This is a genomic window from Amycolatopsis sp. NPDC104819 (genome assembly GCF_055583145.1).
On sequence record NZ_JBVJON010000005.1, the window covers coordinates 593324 to 613647 of the forward strand.

19 protein-coding genes are annotated in these 20324 nt (G+C 72.6%); 8 read left to right on the forward strand and 11 right to left on the reverse strand.

Annotation, left to right across the window (positions count from 1 at the left end; all coding sequences use genetic code 11):
- From ACZ63E_RS18940 to ACZ63E_RS18960, 5 genes are all read right to left on the reverse strand, one after another.
- Complete coding sequence (locus tag ACZ63E_RS18940) at window positions 1–1194, reverse strand: RNA polymerase sigma factor (RefSeq protein ID WP_465337374.1); 1194 nt, start codon at window positions 1192–1194, stop codon at window positions 1–3.
- 4 nt (window positions 1195–1198) lie between these two features.
- Window positions 1199–1552: a YciI family protein gene (locus ACZ63E_RS18945; RefSeq protein WP_465337375.1), complete on the reverse strand. Its 354-nt coding sequence runs from the start codon at window positions 1550–1552 to the stop codon at window positions 1199–1201.
- A gap of 19 nt (window positions 1553–1571) precedes the next feature.
- Entirely contained in the window at window positions 1572–1964 is a 393-nt protein-coding gene (locus tag ACZ63E_RS18950) for a DUF6069 family protein (protein WP_465337377.1), read from the reverse strand.
- Between the two features lie 126 nt (window positions 1965–2090).
- Entirely contained in the window at window positions 2091–2888 is a 798-nt protein-coding gene (locus ACZ63E_RS18955; RefSeq protein WP_465337378.1) for an SGNH/GDSL hydrolase family protein, read from the reverse strand.
- Complete coding sequence (locus ACZ63E_RS18960; protein WP_465337380.1) at window positions 2885–4210, reverse strand: MFS transporter; 1326 nt, start codon at window positions 4208–4210, stop codon at window positions 2885–2887. Before ACZ63E_RS18960 ends, ACZ63E_RS18955 begins: the two co-directional genes overlap by 4 nt.
- Window positions 4211–4347: 137 nt before the next feature.
- On the opposite strand from ACZ63E_RS18960, the gene ACZ63E_RS18965 reads away from it, so the two are divergent.
- The 3 genes from ACZ63E_RS18965 (at window position 4348) to ACZ63E_RS18975 (ending at window position 6580) form a co-directional block, all read left to right on the forward strand.
- On the forward strand, window positions 4348–4977 hold the full coding sequence (locus ACZ63E_RS18965; protein ID WP_465337381.1) for a TetR/AcrR family transcriptional regulator: 630 nt from the start codon (window positions 4348–4350) through the stop codon (window positions 4975–4977).
- An 84-nt stretch (window positions 4978–5061) separates the two neighbouring features.
- The gene (locus ACZ63E_RS18970) at window positions 5062–5934 is read left to right on the forward strand and encodes an SdrD B-like domain-containing protein (RefSeq protein ID WP_465337382.1); all 873 of its coding nucleotides are present in this window, start codon (window positions 5062–5064) and stop codon (window positions 5932–5934) included.
- Window positions 5935–6010: 76 nt separating this feature from the next.
- Window positions 6011–6580 (forward strand): dihydrofolate reductase family protein, encoded by a 570-nt coding sequence (locus tag ACZ63E_RS18975; RefSeq protein WP_465337383.1) that lies wholly within the window; start codon window positions 6011–6013, stop codon window positions 6578–6580.
- On the opposite strand, the gene ACZ63E_RS18980 is transcribed toward ACZ63E_RS18975, so the two are convergent.
- Together ACZ63E_RS18980 and ACZ63E_RS18985 are read right to left on the reverse strand one after the other, a co-directional pair.
- Window positions 6581–7555 (reverse strand): glycine betaine ABC transporter substrate-binding protein, encoded by a 975-nt coding sequence (locus tag ACZ63E_RS18980; RefSeq protein ID WP_465337384.1) that lies wholly within the window; start codon window positions 7553–7555, stop codon window positions 6581–6583. It lies immediately after the preceding gene.
- A 27-nt stretch (window positions 7556–7582) separates the two neighbouring features.
- Window positions 7583–10012: an ABC transporter permease subunit gene (locus tag ACZ63E_RS18985; protein WP_465337385.1), complete on the reverse strand. Its 2430-nt coding sequence runs from the start codon at window positions 10010–10012 to the stop codon at window positions 7583–7585.
- A 129-nt stretch (window positions 10013–10141) separates the two neighbouring features.
- Here ACZ63E_RS18985 and ACZ63E_RS18990 point away from each other — a divergent pair, with 129 nt between their 5' ends.
- Window positions 10142–10672: a DUF4386 domain-containing protein gene (locus ACZ63E_RS18990; RefSeq protein ID WP_465337386.1), complete on the forward strand. Its 531-nt coding sequence runs from the start codon at window positions 10142–10144 to the stop codon at window positions 10670–10672.
- 22 nt (window positions 10673–10694) lie between these two features.
- Window positions 10695–12284: an AMP-binding protein gene (locus ACZ63E_RS18995; RefSeq protein ID WP_465337387.1), complete on the forward strand. Its 1590-nt coding sequence runs from the start codon at window positions 10695–10697 to the stop codon at window positions 12282–12284.
- 1 nt (window position 12285) lies between these two features.
- Here ACZ63E_RS18995 and ACZ63E_RS19000 read toward each other — a convergent pair whose 3' ends face one another.
- Entirely contained in the window at window positions 12286–12993 is a 708-nt protein-coding gene (locus ACZ63E_RS19000) for an MBL fold metallo-hydrolase (RefSeq protein ID WP_465337388.1), read from the reverse strand.
- Window positions 12994–13077: 84 nt separating this feature from the next.
- Here ACZ63E_RS19000 and ACZ63E_RS19005 point away from each other — a divergent pair, with 84 nt between their 5' ends.
- Both ACZ63E_RS19005 and ACZ63E_RS19010 read left to right on the forward strand, forming a co-directional pair.
- Window positions 13078–15051, forward strand: a complete 1974-nt coding sequence (locus ACZ63E_RS19005) for a hypothetical protein (RefSeq protein ID WP_465337389.1) — start codon at window positions 13078–13080, stop codon at window positions 15049–15051.
- A 2-nt stretch (window positions 15052–15053) separates the two neighbouring features.
- Window positions 15054–16622: a hypothetical protein gene (locus ACZ63E_RS19010; RefSeq protein WP_465337390.1), complete on the forward strand. Its 1569-nt coding sequence runs from the start codon at window positions 15054–15056 to the stop codon at window positions 16620–16622.
- On the opposite strand, the gene ACZ63E_RS19015 is transcribed toward ACZ63E_RS19010, so the two are convergent.
- From ACZ63E_RS19015 to ACZ63E_RS19025, 3 genes are all read right to left on the reverse strand, one after another.
- A complete protein-coding gene (locus ACZ63E_RS19015) occupies window positions 16613–17719 on the reverse strand; it encodes an FAD-dependent oxidoreductase (RefSeq protein ID WP_465337391.1) in 1107 nt (368 codons plus the stop codon). The genes ACZ63E_RS19010 and ACZ63E_RS19015 overlap by 10 nt on opposite strands.
- Before the next feature lie 115 nt (window positions 17720–17834).
- The gene (locus ACZ63E_RS19020; RefSeq protein WP_465337392.1) at window positions 17835–18491 is read right to left on the reverse strand and encodes a VCBS repeat-containing protein; all 657 of its coding nucleotides are present in this window, start codon (window positions 18489–18491) and stop codon (window positions 17835–17837) included.
- Between the two features lie 123 nt (window positions 18492–18614).
- A complete protein-coding gene (locus ACZ63E_RS19025) occupies window positions 18615–19610 on the reverse strand; it encodes a helix-turn-helix transcriptional regulator (protein ID WP_465337393.1) in 996 nt (331 codons plus the stop codon).
- Window positions 19611–19719: 109 nt separating this feature from the next.
- Between ACZ63E_RS19025 and ACZ63E_RS19030 the strand changes: the two genes are divergently transcribed.
- A complete protein-coding gene (locus ACZ63E_RS19030) occupies window positions 19720–20178 on the forward strand; it encodes a VOC family protein (protein WP_465337394.1) in 459 nt (152 codons plus the stop codon).
- Window positions 20179–20324 lie beyond the last annotated feature (146 nt).

The window sequence follows — 20324 nt, forward strand, 5'->3', positions numbered from 1 at the left end:
TCAGGATCCCTCGGCCAGCCGCGCCCGCCGCTTCTCGAGGAAGGTCCGTTCGGTGTCATTGCCGGCCAGGCCGATCGCGTCGTCGTAGGCGGCGAGGGCGTCCGCGGTGCGGCCGAGCCGGGTGAGCAGGTCCGCGCGGGTGGCGGGCAGCAGGTGGTAGCCCGGCAGGTCGAGGTCGTCGACGATGGCCAGCGCCGCCGCCGGGCCGTGCACCTCGGCGACGGCGACCGCGCGGTTGAGCGCCACGATCGGGGTCGGGGTGTGCCGCAGCAGCTGGTCGTAGAGCGCCAGCACCTGCGTCCAGTCGGTCGCCGGGCCGTCGGTGTGCACGGCGTTGATCGCGGCCTGCAGCTGGTAGGGCCCGGGCTGGTTGCGGCGCAGGCACCGCCGCACCAGCTCGTGGCCTTCGGCGATCAGCTCCCGGTTCCACAACGACCGGTCCTGCTCCGTGAGCACCACCAGCTCGCCGCTCGGGCCGACGCGCGCCGGCCGGCGGGCTTCGGTGAGCAGGAGCAGGGCCAGGAGCCCGATCACCTCGGGCTCGTCGGGCATCAGGTCGGCGAGCGCCCGCGCCAGCCGGACGGCTTCGAGGCACAGGTCCGTCCGCACCAGCTCCCCCGACGTCGAGGTGTAGCCCTCGTTGAACACGAGGTAGAGCACGGTGAGCACCGGGCTCAGCCGGTCCGGCAGCTCCGCGGCGGCCGGCACCCGGTACGGGATGCCGGCGTCGCGGATCTTCTTCTTCGCGCGGACGATCCGCTGCGAGATGGTCGCCTCCGGGACCAGGTAGGCGCGGGCGATCTCGGGGACCTCCAGCCCGCCGAGCAGGCGGAGGGTCAGGGCGGTCTGCGCCGGCGCCGACAGCGCCGGGTGGCAGCAGGTGAAGATCAGGCGGAGCTGGTCGTCGCGCACCGGTCCCACCTCCTCCGGCTCGTCGGGTTGGTTCAGCAGCAACGCCTGCGCGTGCCGGGCTTCCCGGGTGGACTCCCGGCGCAGGCGGTCGATCGCCCGGTTGCGGGCGGTGGTCACGATCCACGCGCCGGGGTTGGGCGGCAGCGCGTCCGCCCACTTCTGCACGGCGACCGCGAAGGCGTCCTGAACGGCCTCCTCGGCGAGCCCGATGTCACCGAGGAGGCGCGTCAGCGTGGCCACGCACCGGCCGTACTCCGCGCGGTAGACGCTGTCCAGGTCCATCCGCTCAGGCCCCGGACGCGCCGTCGAACGGGCGCACCTCGATCGGGCGCCCGCAGGCCAGCGCGCACTTCTCGCCCCAGGCCAGCGCCTGGTCGAGGTCGTCGCACCGGACCACCCAGAACCCGGCGAGCTGTTCCTTCGTCTCGGCGAACGGGCCGTCGGTCATCGTGGTCGCGCCGTGGGCCGGGCGGATCACGGTGGTGGCGTGCGAGGGCAGCAGGCCCCCGACGAAAACCCACGCACCGGCGGCCCGCATCTCGTCGGTGACCTGGCCGGTCCGGGCCATCTGCGCCCGGGTTTCCGCTTCGGTTTCCGGAACGCTTTCGTCGAACTGGACGGCGAGCAGGTACTGCTTCACGGTGAGCCCCTTCCCCGGTTCAGGCGGCCAGCCGGCGCGCGACGGCCGGGATCACGATCGCGGCGGCGAGGTGCGTCAACATCAGCAGCACCTTCGTGGCCATCGACGCGTCCGCGAGCACGTCCGGCACCAGGGACAGCGCGGTGAGCACGAGCGTGGTGCGGACGAAGACCGGGCGCGGGTGGCGGGCCAGGCGAGCCAGCACGAGGGCCAGGACCAGTCCGGCGACGGAGAAGACGGCGGTCAGCACGGCGAACCCGGAAACCGGGATCGGCGCCCCGCCGACCTCGACGGGAATCCCGGCGAACCGCCCCGCGGCGGCGATGACCGAGGTCGCCACGGTGGCGACGGCGGCCGCGGTCAGACCGCCGGTGACCAGGGGTTTCGCGGGAGCGGTGGTGGTGACGGACATGGTGACCTCCGACAAACGGCGGCCGGCCCGGTGCCGGCCTCTCACCTTGGCTACGAACGGCCGCGACCCCGTTCGACATCGCCGTGGAAAAAGTTCTGCCGGATTTCCGGCACCGGGTTGTCCGCCTCAGCCGGGCCGCACGGCGGTGGCGAGAATCCCGGCCACCGCCGCCATGCCCGCCGCGTTCGGGTGGTACGGGTACGCCGGGGACGCGGGTGCCGCGCCCTCCAGCCAGCGGGTCGCCGGTTCGGTGCACAGGCCGTGACGGGCGCTGGGCACGCGGATGTCCACATAGGACGCGCGCTGGCGCGCGGCTTCCCGGGCCAGCGTCACCGCCAGCCGGTCGAGCGCCGACTGGATGAAGGCCGCGTCCGCCGGGGTGTACGGGTCCGCCGGGTAGCAGCCTCCGGGTCGCCAGTACGTCAGGTACCCCGTGACCACCACGCGGGCGGCGGGTGACCGGCGGTGGATCTCCGCCAGCGCGGCCGCCACCTTCGGCGCGGTGGCCTCGATCCGCCGGGTGAACTCGTCGCCGTACTGCTCGCGACACGACGGCCGGACCGGCTCGGCCGGGCTCGCGCACGAGACGAACGCCGAGCTCAGCCGGATGTCGTTGGCGCCGATCGCGACCGTGACCAGGCCGGTGTCCGGGCGCAGCTCGTCGAACTGCGGCGCGACGACCCCGCCCTGACGGCCGGTGAAGTCGGCAGTGGTCGCCCCGGAGCAGGTCACGTCCGTGAGCTCGGCGCCGAGCCGCGCGGCCAGCAGGTGCGGCCAGTCGTGGTCCGAACGCAGGCACACCGCGTCGATCTGCGCGGGGATGCCCGGCCCGGCGGCCGACGAGTCGCCCAGGGCGACGTACCGCAGCGGCGCCGGGGTCACGACCAGCCCCGCCACGAGCGCCGCCACCAGTGCGAGCTTCACCGGACGGTCTCGGGCGTCACGACGCGGTTTTTCGCCGCGTCACGCCGGATCGCGATCGCCAGGGCGGGCACCAGTGCGACGGCGACCGCGGCCGCCGCGGCGAAGACGTAGTACGGCGCCACCAGGCTGTGGGTCGAGCTTTCGATGAGGCCGTAGACGTACGGGCCGACGAACCCGCCGGTGATGCCGAGCATGTTGATGAACGCCAGGCCGGCCGCCGCCATCAGGCCGGAGAGCCGGGACATCGCGACCGACCAGAACAGCGGCAGCGTGCCGAAGGCGAAGAAGTTCGACACGAACAGCAGGCTGATGCTCCACACCGGGTTCCGCGAGACGAGGAAGCCGACGAGCACCAGCAGGACGGCACTAGCGCACACCCCGATCAGCACGACCTCGTGCCCGTGCCGGCGCTTGAACCAGGGGAAGAACAGCACCCCGGCCAGCGCCGAGATGCCGCCGCTGCCCGCCACCAGCCCGATCAGGAACGGGCTCGAGAGGCCCAGTGACTGGATGTAGGCCGGGAAGTTGAAGCCGATGCCGCCGCCGATCGACTGGTTGATCAGGTAGATCGCGCCGAGCAGCAGCACCGTCGGGCGGCCGAACGCGAGCCTGAGGTTGCCGCGGACCCGCGTCGGCGAAGGGGCGTCCTGCCCGGACGCGCCGGCGGTCAGCGCGGCGGCTTCCTCGGCGGTGAGCCACTTCGCGTCCTCCGGACGGCTGGGCAGCGCGAACCAGACCACCACGCCGACGAGGACGGTGACCAGCCCTTCGACCAGGAACATCCACTGCCAGCCGCGCAGCCCGCCGACGCCGTGCAGCTCCATCAGCGCCCCGCCGAGCGGCGACCCGATGATCACCGCGACGCAGGGCGCGGTGTAGATCAGCCCGACGATCGTGACGCGGTGCTTCTGCGAGAACCACTGCGTGACCATGTACATCATCGCCGGGAACAGACCGGCCTCCGCGGCGCCGAGCAGCAGCCTCAGGACGTAGAACGAGAGGTCGTTCGAGACGACCATCATCGCGGCGGAGACCAGGCCCCAGGTCACCGCGATGCGCGTGATCCACAGCCGGGCGCCGACCCGGTAGAGGACGAGGTTGCTCGGCACTTCGAGCAGCGCGTAGCTGACGAAGAACAGGCCGGCGCCGAGACCGTAGGCCGCGGCGCTGATCCCGACGTCGGCCGCCAGCGCGGTCTTCGCGAGCGCGACGTTGGTCCGGTCGACGTAGGACATGAAGTAGGCGATGCCGAGCACGGGCAGCAGCCGTGTGACGGCCTTCTTGGTGGCGAGTTCGTGCACGAGGTCTTTTGCGTTCGTCATTGGACGCCTTCCCGGACTTCCAAGCCGTCTGACCTGCAATACTACGGAGTATCACGGTAGAATCGACCGCGTGGCGGTGTCAACCGCCGGACGTCGCCCGTGCGACGATGGGCGGCGGCCAGGAGGAGGACGGACAGGTGAGCGCGAGCCCCGATCTCGAGCCGGACGCGCGGCGCAGGATCCTCGACGCCGCGGCGGAGGCGTTCATGGCGCACGGGTTCGCCAACGCCACGATCGACGACATCGCCCGCGAGGTGGGCGCGACCAAAGGGCTGGTCTACTACCACTTCCGCTCGAAGTTCGACATCTTCCTCGCCGTCTACGAAGAGGCGATGGGCCGCGTCCGCGACCGGGTCGAGCTGCACACCCGCGGCCCCGGCACCGGCCGCGACCGGCTCGAGGCCATGGCGGTGGCGCACCTGGTGAACCTGATGACCGACCTCGCCTACCACCACGTGGTGCACCAGGCGGTGCGCGGCCAGGTCGCGGTCGCGCTCAAGACCCGCCAGCGCGACACGCTGCAGGAGCTGAACAAGCTGCGCGCCGACTACGAGCAGCTGTTCCGCGGGGTGGTGGCCGACGGCGTCGCCGACGGCTCGCTGCGCGCCCTCGACCCGTCCCTGACCACGCGGACCCTGCTCAGCAACCTCAACGCCGTGGACACGTGGTACCACCGAGTCGGCGGCCAGACCGCCGCCGAGCTCGAAGACCTCGCCCGCCGGATCGTCGACCTCCTGATCGGCGGCCTCGGCACTCCGGCGAGTTGATCGTCGGCGCAACCTTCCGTCCCCTTCGCGCGTGTTCACCTCGACGGCCCGGGCAGTCCGGGCCGCCGAGCACAGGGGGTTTCCTTGACCATCCGGAAAAGATCGGCGCACCGCCGGGTTTTCACCGCGGCCGCGCTCACGCTCGGGCTCCTGACCGCCGGGGCCGGGGTCGCCTCGGCCGACCCCGATCCCGCCCCGCAGGCCGACGTCGCGCTCAGCGTGTCCGCGCCGCGCCACATCCTGCCGGTGGGCGGCTGGACCTCGGTGTCGGCCGAGGTCCGCAACGCCGGCGACGCGCCGGCGTCCGACGTCACGGTCAGCATGGCGCTGTCGAACGGCCTGCAGATCACCGGCACCTCGACGAGCAGCGAGTGGGACTGCGCCCTGGAGGGCCAGGTCATCCGCTGCTCGCACGTCGGCGACCTCGCCCCGGGCGCGACGGCGTACCCGGTCTTCGTCACCGCGGGGGTCACCGGTGTGGACCCGGGTGACACGCAGTCCGCGACGGCGTGGGCGACCACGACCTCGCCGGAAAGCCAGGCGGGCAACAACAACGCGTACCAGCCGATCACGATCGTCGGCAAGGGCACGGTCCAGGGCCTCTTCTGGAACGACCGCAACGCCGACGGCGTCCGCCAGGACGACGAGCCGGCCGTCAACGCGGGCAGCATCACGATCCGCGCGCTCGACGACGAAGACAGCTACGGCTGGGCGAACACCTCCGACGGGACGTTCTCGTTCCCGGTCCCGGCGAAGCGCTACCGCGCCGAGGTCCGCGTCTGGCCGGACGAGTGGACCTTCACCACGCCGAACGTCGGTGACGACGCCACCGACTCGGACTTCACCGAGATCCCCGACAACGGCTGGCAGCGCACCGCCGTGACGGACGCCTTCACCGTGGCGCCGGGCGGGACGATCACCGTCAACGTCGGTCTGGTCGCGGTTCCGCGGGGCTGATGTCGAATCGGGGCGGGCCCGTTCGTAGCCACAGTGAGCGCCGGCTACGGACCGGCCTGCACCCGAGGAGGACACCATGACCGCGACCTACACCTTCGACGTCTTCTCCAGCCTCGACGGCTTCGGCTCCCACCACGGCGACTGGGGCGGTTACTGGGGCAAGCAGGGCCCCGAGCTGCTCGAACGCCGGCTTTCGCTGTACGAGCACGACCAGCGCATGGTCTTCGGGGCAGCCACACACCGGACGAACGTCGAGCTGCTGGGCGCGTTCACCGGCCGGCTCGACCCCTGGGTCGAGCGGATGCGGAGCCTGCCCGCGACGGTCGTGTCGAGCACGCTGCGCGAACCGCTGGACTGGCCGGACGCGACCGTCGTGCGCGGGGACGCCGTCGACGTCGTCACCCGGCTGAAGGCGGAGTCCGACGTGCCGCTGCGCTCCCACGGCAGCCTGTCGCTGAACCGGGCGCTGCTGGCCGCCGGCCTGGTCGACCGCATCCAGGTGACGCTCTTCCCCGTGATCACCGGGCAGACCGGGGAGGGCCCGATCTTCCGGGACGCGGCCGACTTCGACCTCGAGCTGCTCGAGAGCCGGACGCTCGACGGCCACATCCAGGAGCTCGTCTACCGGCCCACCCGGCACGCCTGATCAGCTGACGAAACCCGCCGACTTCAGCCAGTCGCGCGCCACGGCGGCGGGCTTCTGGCCGTCGACGCTGACCTTCTTGTTGAGGTCGGTGAGCGTCGCCGTGTCGAGCTTCGCGGCGATCGGCGTGAAGACCTGCTCAAGCTGCGGGTACTTCTGCGCAACGGCGCCGGCGATCGAAATGGCGGGGTTGTAGGTCGGGAAGAAGTGCTTGTCGTCGTCGAGGACCGTCAGCTTCTGCCCGGCGACGCGCCCGTCGGTGGAGGCCACCGACCCGAAAGCGCAGGTGTCCCCCTTGCCGATGCTCGGATACACCACGGCGTCGTTGAGGACGTGCACCTGTGCTTCGGGGAGGGTGAACCCGTAGGTCTTCTCCACTCCGGGGAACCCGTCGTCGCGGCTCTTGAACTCCGGGCCGATGCACGTCGAGGCCGCCGCCGGGTCCCGCTTCGCCAGCGCCGCGTAGTCGGAGATCGTCTTGACGCCGGTGCGAGCGATCGCCGCGGCGTTGCCGGCGATGGCGTAGGTGTCGTTCGCCGGCGAGCGGGCCCACCAGGTGACACCGTGGGCCGCGTCGGCCTGCTTGACGGCGTCGTACTGCGCCTGCGGGTCGGCGATCGGCTTGGTCTCGTTGAGGTAGCTGATCCACGCGGTGCCGGTGTACTCCCAGTACAGGTCGACCGCGCCGCTGGTGAGCGCCTGGCGGACGTTGCTCGATCCGGTGATGTTCGTCTTGTCCTGCGGGCTGGCCCCGGCCGCCTGCAGCGCGACGAGCGCGATCTGGCCGAGCAGCAGCTGCTCGTCGAACTCCTTGGAGCTGACGCGGATCTGCGCGCCGGCCAGCGCGTCGATCTTCTTGATGGAGCCCGCCCCCACCTGGGCGCCGGTCTCGTCCTTGCCGATCGTGCAGCCGGCCGCGAGCGCCGCCGCCGCGGTGAGGGCGAGCACGGCGGCCGCCGTGCGCTGGAACATCCGCATGGGTTGGTCCTCCTTGGTTCGGTCGGGCTACAGGCCGCGGGGGTGCAGAACCTCCTCCGCGACCAGCCCCAGCCAGTCCGCGAAGAGCGCCAGCGCGGCGACGATGATGCCGAAGGTCAAGCTCAGGAACGGGCGGTACAGCCCGATCCCGGCGACGAGCCCGCCGCCGAGACCACCGCCGTCGATGAACGTCGCCAGCGTCGCGCTGGCCACGGTGAGCACGAGCGCCGTCCGGATCCCGGCGAGGATCACCGGGACGGCCAGGGGCAGTTCGATCCGCCAGAGGATCGCCGTCCGGGTCATGCCCATGCCGCGCGCGGCGTCGACGAGCGTCGGGTCGACGCCGTCGAGCCCGACCATCGTGTTGCGCAGCACCGGCAACGTCGCGTAGACGACCAGCGCCGTCACCGCGGTCGCGGTGCCCGTGCCGGCCCAGAGCGCGAGCAGCACCACGAGCCCGATCGACGGGATCGCCTGGCCGAGGTTGCCCAGCCCGAGCCCGATCGGCCGGGCCCACCGGGCGCCGGCGCGGGTGAGCAGGATGCCGAGCGGGAGCGCGATGACGATGGTGCACACGGTCGAGATCAGCGTGAGACGCAGGTGCGCGCCGAGTTCGGTGAAGATCTCGCCGCTGTTGAGGTAACGCTGCTCGATCGAGTCGGCCGGGTGCGCGCGCACGATCAGGAAGAGCGCCAGCAGCCCGAGGGCCAGCAGGACCGGGCGCACCAGCAGCCCGAGCCGGCGCCGGCGCGGCCGGGTGGCCGACGCCGGGGCGGGGGTGTCCTCGGCGGCCGCGACCACCGGCGGGGCCGGCTCGCCGTCGGGCCGGAGCGCGGCGAAGATCGCGGGCCCGTCGCACACCGTGCCGTCCTCGGGCACCACGACCGCCGTGCTTCCGGTGCGCACCATGGTGTCCAGCGCGTCCCGCAGGGTCGCCTCGCGCGAGACCGGCGGCAGCCCGTCCGGCCCGTCCGCCGGCCGGAGGTCCAGGTCGCCGACCCGGATCAGCGCGAGCCGCTTCAGGTTCCGCTTCGAGCCGGCGAAACTGGCGACGTAGTCGTCGGCCGGCGCGGCGAGGATCGCCTGGGGTGTGTCGTACTGCGCGAGCACCGACCGCGGCCGCAGCACCGCGATCCGGTCGCCGACCTTCAGCGCCTCGTCGAAGTCGTGCGTGACGAACACGATCGTCTTGCGCACTTCCCGTTGCAGGCGCAGGAATTCGTCCTGCAATCGGGCGCGCGTGATCGGGTCGGTGGAGCCGAAGGGCTCGTCCATCAGCAGCACCGGCGGGTCGGCGGCCATCGCCCGCGCGACACCGACCCGCTGCTGCTGGCCGCCGGAAAGCTCACGCGGGTACCGGGTGCCGTGCTCGCGCGTCAGGCCGACGACGTCGAGCAGCTCTCGCACGCGGCCCGCGACGCGCTGCCGCGTCCAGCCGAGAACCCGCGGCACCACCCCGATGTTGGCGTCCACCCGCAGGTGCGGGAAGAGCCCGACCTGCTGGATGACGTAACCGGTGTGGCGCCGGTGCTCGTCGAGGTCGAGGGCGGCGACGTCGGCGCCGCCGACCGTGACCACGCCCGAGGTGGGCTCGACGAGCCGGTTGATCATCCGCATGGTCGTCGTCTTACCGCATCCGGACGGCCCGGTCAGCACGACGATCTCCCCCGCGGGGATCCGCATCGTCAGGCGGTCGACCGCGGGCGCCGCCTGGCCGGGGTACTGCTTGCTGAGCTCCCGCAGCTCGATCGTCTCGCCGGCGGTGCCGACCACCCGCGCCGGGGCCGCGGTTTCGCGGGTGCGCGGACGGCGCCCCGCCGTCAGCTTGCCGACCAGCACGAACGCCAGGTCGAACAGCAGCGCCAGCACCATGATCCCGAGCGTCCCGGTCAGCACCTGGTTCAGCGAGTTGACCGAGCCGAACCGGCCGAGGCCGTCGAAGATCTCGTTGCCCAGCCCCGGTCCCTTGACGTACGCGCCGATGGCCGCGATGCCGATCGTGATCTGCGTCGACACGCGGATGCCGGAGAGGATCACCGGCCAGGCCAGCGGCAGCCGCACCCGCCACAGCAGCCGCACCCGGCCGAGCCCCATGCCGCGCGCCGCGTCCACCACGGCCGGGTCGACCCCGCGCAGGCCGACGATCGTGTTGCGCGTGATCGGCAGGAGCGCGTAGAGCACCAGCGCGCACAGGACGTTCGTCAGTCCCAGCCCGAACGGTCCGATCAGGATGCCCAGCAGCGCGATCGACGGGATGGTCAGGAACGCCGCGGTCGTCGTGGTCGCGATCGACCCGAGCCACGGCCGCCGGTAGGTGAGCAGGCCGAGGGTCATCCCGATCAGCACAGCCAGCGCCATCGCCGCGAGCGTGAGGTCGACGTGCAGGATCGCGTCGTTGACCACGTCGATCCAGTTCTCACGGAGGTAGTCCGAAAGGCTCAGGGCCGCGCTCCTCACTCCTCGCCGGGCGGAAAATGACCGACCGTCCCCTCCGGGGCGGGTTCAGCCCAACACGTCCGCGGTCTCCTGTCCACCGGCGTACCGTGACAGCTTCGGATCCTGTTCACTCCCCCGCCGGAGCGGCACATGGACGCACCGAGGAAGACCGCGCTCGTCGCGGGCGCGCTCTACCTGCTCACCTTCGTCTCGATCCCGACCCTCGCGCGCTACGGCCCGGTACGCGAGCGCGGTTACGTCACCGGGCCCGGTCCGGACACCGGCGCCGTTGTCGGCGGGATCCTCGAGGTGGTCGTCGCGTTCGCCTGCGTCGGGACCGCGGTCGTGCTGTTCCCGGTCGTGCGGCGGCAGAACGAAGCGACGGTCGTGACGTTGCGGCGGTCCGGCGCCGGTGACGGCGCGCTGGTGACGAGCCAGGCGCTCGTCGCGCTGTACGACCGGCTGTTCCTGCTGGGGCAGAGCCTCATGCCGGTGGTGAACGCGCTGCTGCTCGGTTCGCTGCTGTACCGGGCGCGCCTGGTGCCGCTGGCGGCGGCCGCGCTGCCGATCGCGCGGTGGGAACTGTCGCTGGGGCTTTGGCTCGTGTTCAAGGGGTTCAAGCCGTCGCCGGTGCTCTCGGCTGAGTCTCCGGCGCCCGAAGGTCTTCCGCAGGCGCGGTGACCGATCCGAAAAGGAGGCAGCGATGGCGGAACCGGCCTACGTGCCCGCGGCGGAAGCGGACCTCGTCAGCGAACTGACCGTCGGCGCGCTGCTCCGCGAGGCGGCCGAACGAGCACCGTCCGCGCTCGCGCTCGTCGAGGGTGTTCCCGACCCGGCGGCCCGGCGCCGCTGGACGTACTCGGATCTCCTGACGGAGGCCGAGGCGGCGGCCCGGGCGCTGCTCGGCCGGTTCCGGCCCGGCGAGCGGGTGGCCGTGTGGGCGAACAACATTCCCGAGTGGGTCCTGCTGGAGCTGGCGGCCGCGCTCGCCGGGATGACGCTCGTGACGGTCAACCCCGCGCTGCGCGAGGGCGAGCTGCGGCACGTCCTGAGCCAGTCGCGGGCCGCCGGGATCTTCCTCGTCGCGGAGTACCGCGACAGCCCGATGGCGGACCTGCTCGACCGGGTGCGGCCGGAGCTCCCGCACCTGCGTGAGACGGTCCTGTTCCAGGATTGGCCGGCTTTCCGCGCATCCGGCTCCCCCACCGAGACGCTGCCAGTGGTGCACCCCGGCGACCCCGCCCAGATCCAGTACACCTCCGGCACGACCGGCACCCCCAAGGGAGCGGTCCTGCACCACCGCGGCATCACCGGCAACGCGCGGTTGTCCTACGTGCGGACGCTGGAAATGCGGCCCGGGGAAGCCTTCGTCAACCCGATGCCGCTGTTCCACACCGCCGGCTGCGTGCTGGCCACCCTGGCGCCGATCGCGTCGCTGGGCACCCAGGTCCTGCTGCCGTGGTTCGACCCCGGGTTGCAGCTGGAGCTGATCGAAGCCGAACGCGGGGTGGTGTTCGGCGGTGTCCCCACCATGCTGCTGGCCCTGCTGGGCCACCCGCGGTTCGCCGGGACGGACCTTTCTTCCGTGCGTTACGCCCTTTCCGGCGGCGCGACGGTCCCGCCCGAGCTGGTCCGGCGCGTCGAGGCCGCGGTGGGGGTTCCGATGAGCATCGTCTACGCGCAGACCGAGGCCTCCCCCGGCATCACGATGACCCGGCTCGACGACAGTCCCGAGGACCGGGCCGGCACGCTCGGGCGGCCGCTGCCCGGCTGCGCCGTCAAGATCACCGACCCCGCCACCGGCGAGGTGCGCGCCCGCGGCGAGGTCGGTGAGGTGTGCACCCGCGGCTACCACGTCATGACCGGCTACTTCGACGGGCCCGACCAGACGGCCGAGGCGATCGACCCGGCGGGCTGGCTGCACACCGGCGACCTCGCCGCCATGGACGACCGCGGGTACCTGCGCATCGAGGGCCGCGTCAAGGAGATGATCATCCGCGGCGGTGAGAACATCTACCCGCGGGAGATCGAACAGGTCCTGCTCGACCACAAGGCCGTCTACGACGTCGCGGTGGTCGGCGTCCCCGATCCCGAATGGGGCGAGCAGGTCGCCGCGTTCGTCCGGCTCGCGCCGGGTGAGACCGCCGACGAGGCGGAGCTGTTCGCCCACGTGCGCGAGAACCTCGCGCCCCACAAGACACCCCGGGTCTGGCGCTTTGTCGACGAGTTCCCGTTGACCGGTTCGGGGAAGATCAAGAAGCACGTGCTGCGCGACTCGCTCGCCGGCTCCTGAGCTACTTGCGCTTTCCCCACCGCTCGTCGGCCGGCTCCTCGCCCCGGCGCAGCGCGTCGAGGTAGGCGCGGTCGACGGCGAAGCGGGCCGCCACCTCGGGGCCGGTGGCCACGGCTCCGTGGCCGGGGATCACGATGTCGACCTCCTTGGCGGCCTCGGCCAGCCGGTCGAGAGCCGCCGGGTAGGCGTCCTCCTGGCCGGTGCGGCGGGGGTCGAGGAGCGGGATCAGGACGTCGGAGAGCATGTCGCCGGCGAGCAGGACACCCCGGTCCGCGAGGAGGACGGCGGCGTGGCCGACGGCGTGCGCGTCGTGCTCGATCACCTCGCCCTGCACGGGTCCGCCGTCCGCGGGCAGTGGCGTGACGAGCGCGACCAGGTCGAGCGGAACGCCGGACGTGCTTTCCACCGCCATCGCCTGCGCCCGCTCGCGAGCTTCGGTGGCGACCGCGGCCGCGGCGGCGGTCGCGTACCGCGGCACGTCGCCGAAGCGGGAATGCCAGAGCAGGTGGTCCCAGTGCGGGTGCGTGCAGAACCCGGCGACCACCGGGAAGCCGAGCCGGTCCAGGTCGTCGGCGAGCTCGTCCAGCTCGGCGCCGCTGATGCCGGGGTCGACGAGGACCACCCCGTCCTCGCCGCGGACGACGGTGGTGTTGCTCCAGACCCATTCGCTCTGCCGGACCCACACGCCTTCGGCCACCTGATTCAGCATCGGCACACCGTGTCAGGCATCTCCGCCGGACGCAATATCGTCGTTTCCTCGTCTCCGAGCGTGACACCTCCTACTCTCACTTGGGTGGACGGCATCGACAGTCTCCGGCACGCCATCGAAACGATCCCCATTCCCGGCGCCCCGCCCCGGCTGTCGCGGCAGGGCGCCGCCGTCGGGCTGGCGCTCCTGGACACCTCCCTGCGGCTCAACCACGTGCGCCGGCTGACCGAGCGGCTGACCGTCGTCGAGCACGGGACGGCGCGGCGCAGCACCGAGGTCGACGTCAGCCTCAAGCTCCTCGACGAGGGACAGCGCCAGGCCACCGCGCAGCTGCAGGACCTCATCGGCCAGGAGCACGGCGAGCGGGCCGCCTCCCGGCCGGCGCGGCAGCGGTCCCTGTGGGTGCCGCTGGCCCGGCTGCCCCGCCGCGACGTCTCCCCCGTCGACGTCTTCGACAGCGCGGGCCAGAAACTGCCGCGGCTCACCCAGCACGAGGCGTCCCGGCTGGTCGCCTCCGGGCTCTACCGGCTGCTGCGCGGAATCCTCGCCGGCGACGAGAACGCGCAGACCGCGAAGCACGAGCTGAACACCTTCCTGTTCCAGGTGCACGAACCGCGCTGGCTCATCCAGCAGGCGCTGCTGACCCTGCTCACCGAACGGAACCACCCGGACGCGGAGTTCACGATGGCCCCGGCCGAGGGCACGGTCTCCGGGTACGGGCGGCAGTGCCGCGAGCTGGCGCTGGACATCCTCGCCGGCTGTTCGGAGCTGCTGGTCGAGTACGCGTACCTGCTGAACGTCGCGGTCCGCGACTACATGCTGGTGGTGGCGCTGGACGACTCGGTCGAGGAACACCGGCTCAGCTACGAAACCCCGCTGCACGTCGACGCGCGCCAGCCCGCCGCGAAGGAGCAGTGGCGGCGGCTGGCCTCCAGCCAACGCGGGTACGTCGTCAGCTACGAGACCATGATCCCGGCGACGCTGAAGTCCTACCACCTGGTGGCCCGCACGGCGCCGGAGGCCGAGATCGCCCGGATGTACCTGTCCACCGACGCCGACCAGCACCAGGTGGACGGCCTGGCCGAGGACCTGGTCTCGCTCGCCGAACGGCAGGACGCCGCGCCGCTGCAGGAGGCCGACGGCGCCCGGCACAAGATCCTCGAGCTGCAGGCGCAGACCGTGCTGCGCCGGCTGGCGGACCTGCTGCGCCGCCGCAAGTGGGAGGCCGGCCAGTCCGGAGTCGAGCTTTCGCCGCGCAGCCTGCCCGCCTGCCACCGGCTCGCCGCCGCGGCCACCACCGGCGAAGCCGTGCGGACGGACTCGGGCGAGCTGGACAACTCGCTGCGGCGGCACCCGGTGTTCACCGCCGCGAACCTGCGCCAGGCCGCGCAGGAGCTGACCGACCGGGAGTTCGGGCAGGACCTGGTCCTGGTCAACGGCATCGCCGACAACGAGGCGCGGGCGTACTGGCGCCGGTCCGGCGGCCGCGACTCGCGCGGTGACCACGTCCGGGTGCGCGCGACGCTCGTGCTCAAGGACTCCACGAAGTCCGGCCCGCTCAACGTGACCTTCTACGCGCTGGCCGTCGCGACGGTCTCGTTCGTGCTCGGCTGGATGCTGGTGGGCAGCCCGTGGCCGTACGGGCGCGCCGCCACCGAAGCGCTCGGCCACATCGGTGACGGCCAGTCCGTGATCACGATGTTGCTGCTGCTGCCGGGTTTCCTCTACAGCCGCCTGTCGCTGCCCCCGCGCCGCACCGTGCTCGGGTACCTCGGCACGCTGCCGCAGGCGCTCGTCCAGCTGAGCATCGCGGCCGTCGCCGGGTTCGCCGCGGCCGTCGCGACGCAGAGCCCGGGCGAGGTCGTGCAGGTCACGCTCACGATCGCGGTCGGCTTCCCGGTGCTCGCCGCGCTGGTGCTGCTCGGCCAGGCGTCGTGGCGCGGCTCGGCGATCCCGTTGTCCCGCATCGGGGCGCCGCGCTGGGCCGGCGCGGGCGCCTGGGACCGGCACCGGACGCTCGACGCCGACGTGCGGTTCGACTCGTCCGGAGGGTGGTGACCATGCGCAGCCGGCGGATCTCCGTGCGGAACGTGGCCGACCTGGCGCGGGCCGGGTTCGAGATAGCCCGGCAGCCGGTGACCAAAGTGGACTTCGAGGTGCACCACGCGATGGCGCGCCACGGCTACCTGCGTGAGCTCGTCTCCGCCGACCCCGGCAGCGCGATCTTCCTGGAGACGCTCTGCTCGGCGACGAACGGCGCCGGCGTCGTGATCGGCACCCGCACCCGGAAACCCCTGGACGGCACCGAAGTCGTCGAGCGGGTCGACGGCCACCAGCCGGCGGAACGCCCGCAGCAGAGCCCGGGCGCCTGGACCTTCCACCAGACGACCTCGCCCAACCCGACATTCATCTACGAGTCCGCGCAGACCTTCGAGGGCCTGATCGCGATCGACCCCGGCGCGCGCGAGGTGTGCGAGTGGCACGGCCTGGCCATCCGCGACCTGGTGCGCGAGATCTCCGACGCCGCGTCCGCGCTCCTCGACGCGCCGCTGCTGTCCCTGCAGTGCCCGGCCCAGCTGCCGACGATCGTGAAGACCCGCAACCACGACCTGCGCACGCGCAAGGAGGTCGCGCCGCCGTGCGCGTCGCTGGCGGTGCGCTTCGCGATCGCGTTGCGGGACGTGTCCGCGGCCGCGCGGTTCGAGCTGGCCGACCGGTTCCGGGAGCTGTGCGAGAAGCACGGCTACAGCTTCTGGCTCGCCGACACACGCCCCGGGCACCGGCAGGGGAACTGGTTCGAGGTCTACCACGCCGACGGCGAGTTCTCCCCGCTGTACAAGGGTGATCTCCGGTCCCGGCAGCGGATCGGCGCGTGCCTGCCGGTGACGTTCGTCGGGCCGGCGCGGATCGGCTCGACGCACACGATCGCGTCCTTCCTGCAGCGTTATCCCCAGGTGGGGGTGGTCGGCTGCGCCGGCACCACGCTGTCCGACGTCGCGTTCGTCCACCTGCAGCTGGCGATCCACGGGGTCGCCGCCGACCGGCTGAACCGCATCCTGGGCAAGCTGCTCGGCGAGTCCTCGACGCCGGCCCGGCCGCAGAAGCTGCTGCGCGAGCTGTTCAAGCGCCTCGGCCTGCCGCCCGACCCCGACGGGCCGAACCCGCCCCCGGCCGATCCCACCAGCGACTACCAGACCTTCGCCGGACCCGCGTTCGCCTACCGCCCGTTCCAGATGCCCGACTGCATGGCCGTGTGGGTGTCGTGGGAGATCGCCCGCCAGCACCAGGGGCTCGCCGCCCCGCTGGACTGCCTGTACCGCGCGCTGGCCCAGGTGGCGCCCACGGTGTCCCCGGACACGCCGGGCTCGGCGGGCGACCTGGCCACCGTCGAGTACCTCATCTGCCGGGCGACCGAGCAGTCGGTGGTGCGGGGCAAGGCGAAGCTGGCCGTGCCGAAGACGGTCCTGCGCCAGTTCTCCTCGGGCGGGGTCGAGCTGCCCGCGTCCAAACTGTGCGCGGCGCTGGAGGAGGCGTGGAAGGCGCACGTCGACCAGTCCGATGTGGACGGTGTGAGCGAGCTGACGGTGGCCTGGCGCGAATCCTGGCTCGGCCACTGGACCTATTCCTGATCCTCCGGGAACAGTTCGTCCAGGTCACCGAAGGCGCGCTCGAAGAACCCGGTGCCGCCGGTGTGTCCGGCGGTGCGGGCGAACATCGCCCGCTCGAACTCCGCCAGTGCCGCTTCGACGTCTTCGGGGTGCGCGGCCAGGGCTTTCCCGAGCTCGGCGCCGTCCGTCATCGCGTTGTTGGCGCCTTCGCCGTCCGGCACCGCGAGGTGGGCGGCGTCGCCGATCGCGGTCACCCCGGGGACGCGGTCCCACCGGTGCCCGGCCGGCAGCGTGAAGAAGGGCCGCGGCACCGGCGGGACGTCGCCTTCGGTGATCAGCGCGGTCAGCTCCGGCGCCCAGCCGTCGAACTCCCGCGCGATCCGGGCGGGCGTGCGAGCGTCGGCGAGGTCGAGCGAGGCGAACCAGTCCTGCGACCGGGTGAGGATCGCGTAGGCGTGCAGGGTCCCGCCGCGCTCGCGGTGGGCGATGATCGCCCGGTCGGCGCCGGGCACGACCAGCGACCCGCCGCCGACCGCCTTCGCCGCGGCCGGATGACGCTCGTCGGCGTTGTACAGGTAGGTCTCGACGGCTGCTTCGCCGGTGTAGGCGGGCACAGCGCCGGAAAGCAGCGGCCGGACGCGGGACCAGGCGCCGTCGGCGCCGACCAGGAGGTTCGTGACGACGCTCTCGCCGTCGGCGAAGGTCACCGCGTGGCGGCCGTCGCCGAGACCGCGGACGGCCGCGGCCTTCCGTCCCCAGTGGACGGTCCCGGGCGCGAGCGAGTCGAGCAGCAGCCGGCGCAGCTCGCCGCGCTGGACCTCCGGGCGGCCACCGGTGCCGTCGTCGGGGTGGTCGACCAGGACGGTCCCGGTCCGGTCGAGGATCCGTGTCGCCTGCCGGCCGTCGAGGACGAGGCGGCGGAACCCGTCCAGCAGACCGGCCGCGGCCAGGGCGTGCTGCCCGTTGTGGGCGTGGATGTCGAGCAGGCCGCCCTGCGCGCGGGCGGCCGGGGACGGCTCGGCCTCGTGGACGGTGACCGGGAAACCGTGGACCTGCAGGACCCGGGCCAGGGTGAGGCCGGCCAGGCCGGCGCCGAGGATCGTGACGGGAGTGGGCATGCGGCGCTCTTTCCGGGTTCGGGGACCGCCCGGTGGTCCCAGGCGGTCCCCGAACCTTCGCCGGAGCCGCTGCCACGGCGCGCACGCGCGGCTGGCACCGGCCTGGCAGCGGCCGTCACGCGCAGCTGGCGGCGTCCTCGGTGAGCACCGGGTCCGTCAGGGGACGCCCGCTGAACGGCGTCGACTCCTGGACGCTCAGCGCGCCGTCGCGCAGTGTGTACACGGTGCGGGTGCCCGAGTAGGTGAGCTGGTCGACCGGGCGGCTGATGTCGTCGGTCTCGGCGGCGACCGTCGCGAACGCCCGGCCCCCTTCGAACGGCGTGCACCGGTAGCCGAGGTGGGCGGCGACCCCGCCACCTTCGGCGACCGAGAACGGCTTGTCGTCGGCGCCGACGACCTGGCTGAGGTTGCGGCCGTCGTAGTGCAGCACGGAGAAGAACGTCGTGTTCGCGCCCACGGACTGCGTGACGACGAGCACGGCCCGCCCGTCGCCGTTGAGGTCGGTCACCCGCGGCGCCTGGATGCCGAACTGGCTGTCGGCCGGCAGGTGGATCGAGGTGTAGGTCCCGTTCACCGTGGCCGAGACGAGCTGGTCGCTCTCGCCGGTCAGCTGGGTGGTCACGGTTTCGAGCTCCCCGTCACCGTTGAGGTCGGCGACCGTGGTGACCGGGTCCGCGGCCGGCGCGGCCAGGGCCGGCACGGCGGCGGCCAGGCCCAGGGCGGCGGCCAGGCCGGCGACGGTGGTGGTGCGGACGAGTCCGATGCGGTTCATGAGATCTCCCTCCGTCTCCCGGTGATCTTTTCACCGAAAGTGCTCTCACGAAGAAAGACGCTCACCGGCCGCCGGCGTGCAGCGCGAGTGTGATGTGCCACACGGGCGCAACCCGCGTCGAGGTCAGGCCGGCTTGGTCCCCGCGGCGCGGGCGGCCCGCCCCGCCAGCTCGGCGAAAGCCTCGCGCAGCTCCGGTGGCCCGACGACCTCGATCTCGCTGTCGAACCGGGCCAACCCCGCGGCGAGCGCGGCCCAGGACCAGGACCCGGTGGTCAGCCGGGTCCGGGCGGGGCCCAGCTCCTCGACCACCCCGTCCCCGGCGAACGGCGCCACCTCGGCGGCGGGCAGCGCGAGGACCACCTCACCCCGGCACGGCCACGCGTTGACGGTGTCGGAACCCTTGAACCGCGCGGAAAGGAACGTCGCGACGTCGCCGCCCGGCACCTCCCGGGGCGCGAACCGCGGGCCGTTCGGGACGCGCAGGGTCATCCGGTCGGCGCGGTACGTCCGCCAGTCCGCGCGCTCGGGATCCCAGCCGACGACGTACCAGCGGCCGCCGCGGACGACGAGGTGGTGCGGCTGGACCCGGCGGGGCGGGCGCGCACCGTCGTCCGCCGGCCGTCCGGGCGAGCGGTAGTCGAACCGCAGCTCCTCACCCGCCCGCACGGCGGCGCTCAGCGCGAGCAGGACGTCGGTGCCGACCTGCGGCTCGGCCCGGTGCCCGGCGGTGCTCATCTCGAGCGTGTCGACCCGCTGCCGCAGCCGCGACGGCAACACCTGGCGCACGGTCGCCAGCGCCCGGGCGGCCGCCTCTTCGATGCCCGCGCCCGTCCCGACGGCCATCCGCAACGCCACGGCGAGCGCGACCGCCTGCTCTTCGTCGAACAGCAGCGGAGGCACCTGGCTGCCCGCTTCGAGCCGGTAGCCGCCGTCGGGTCCCTTGACCGCCTGGATGGGATAACCGAGCTCGCGCAGCCGGTCGACGTCACGGCGCACGGTGCGTTCGCTGACCCCCAGCCGCTCGGCCAGCAGCACCCCCGGCCAGTCGCGCCGGGCCTGCAGCATCGACAACAGCGACAGCAGGCGGCTCGACGTCGTGGTCGAAGAGGCGATCGGCATGGTTTCAGGATGCCACGAGAAGCGGACGTTCCCTGACCGCTACCCCTGACACAGTGGCGTCACTGCCGGAGACCTCCGGCGGAGAACCCTGGTCGAAGGATCGGAAACCATGTCGCTCAACGCTGTCGCCCACCTGAACTTCCGCGGTCAGGCCCGCGAGGCCCTGGAGTTCTACCGGTCGGTGTTCGATGGGCAGCTCACCGTCGTCACCTACGGCGACTTCGGGATGCCCGCCGAGCTGCCCGGCGCCGCCGACGTCGTGTTCGGCCAGGTCGTCGCCGACAACGGCTTCCGGGTGATGGCCTACGACGTGCCCGGTGAGCACCGGCCGGTCGCCGCCGGCGCGCCCACCACGCGCCGCGAGAACGGCACCACGCTCACCGAAGAGCCGTTCTTCCTCTCCGTTCGCGGCGAGACCGTCGACGAGGTCACCCCGGTGTGGGAGCGCCTCGCCGACGGCGCGACGGTCATCGAGGCGTTCGGCCCGGCCCGGTGGGCGCCCGCCTTCGGGATGCTGGCCGACCGCTTCGGCGTCACCTGGATCGTCGACGTCGCGGCCGCGTACTGACCCGCGGGGTGCGGCCGCACCCACCCCCATCCCCAGGGTTCCGGCAAGTCGGATTCGCGCGGCCGAGCTGCCGTCGGCTCCGACCGCGACCTTGTGTGTCGCGAATGGGTCATTGGGGACGTCTGGCGTCCCCAATGACCCATTCG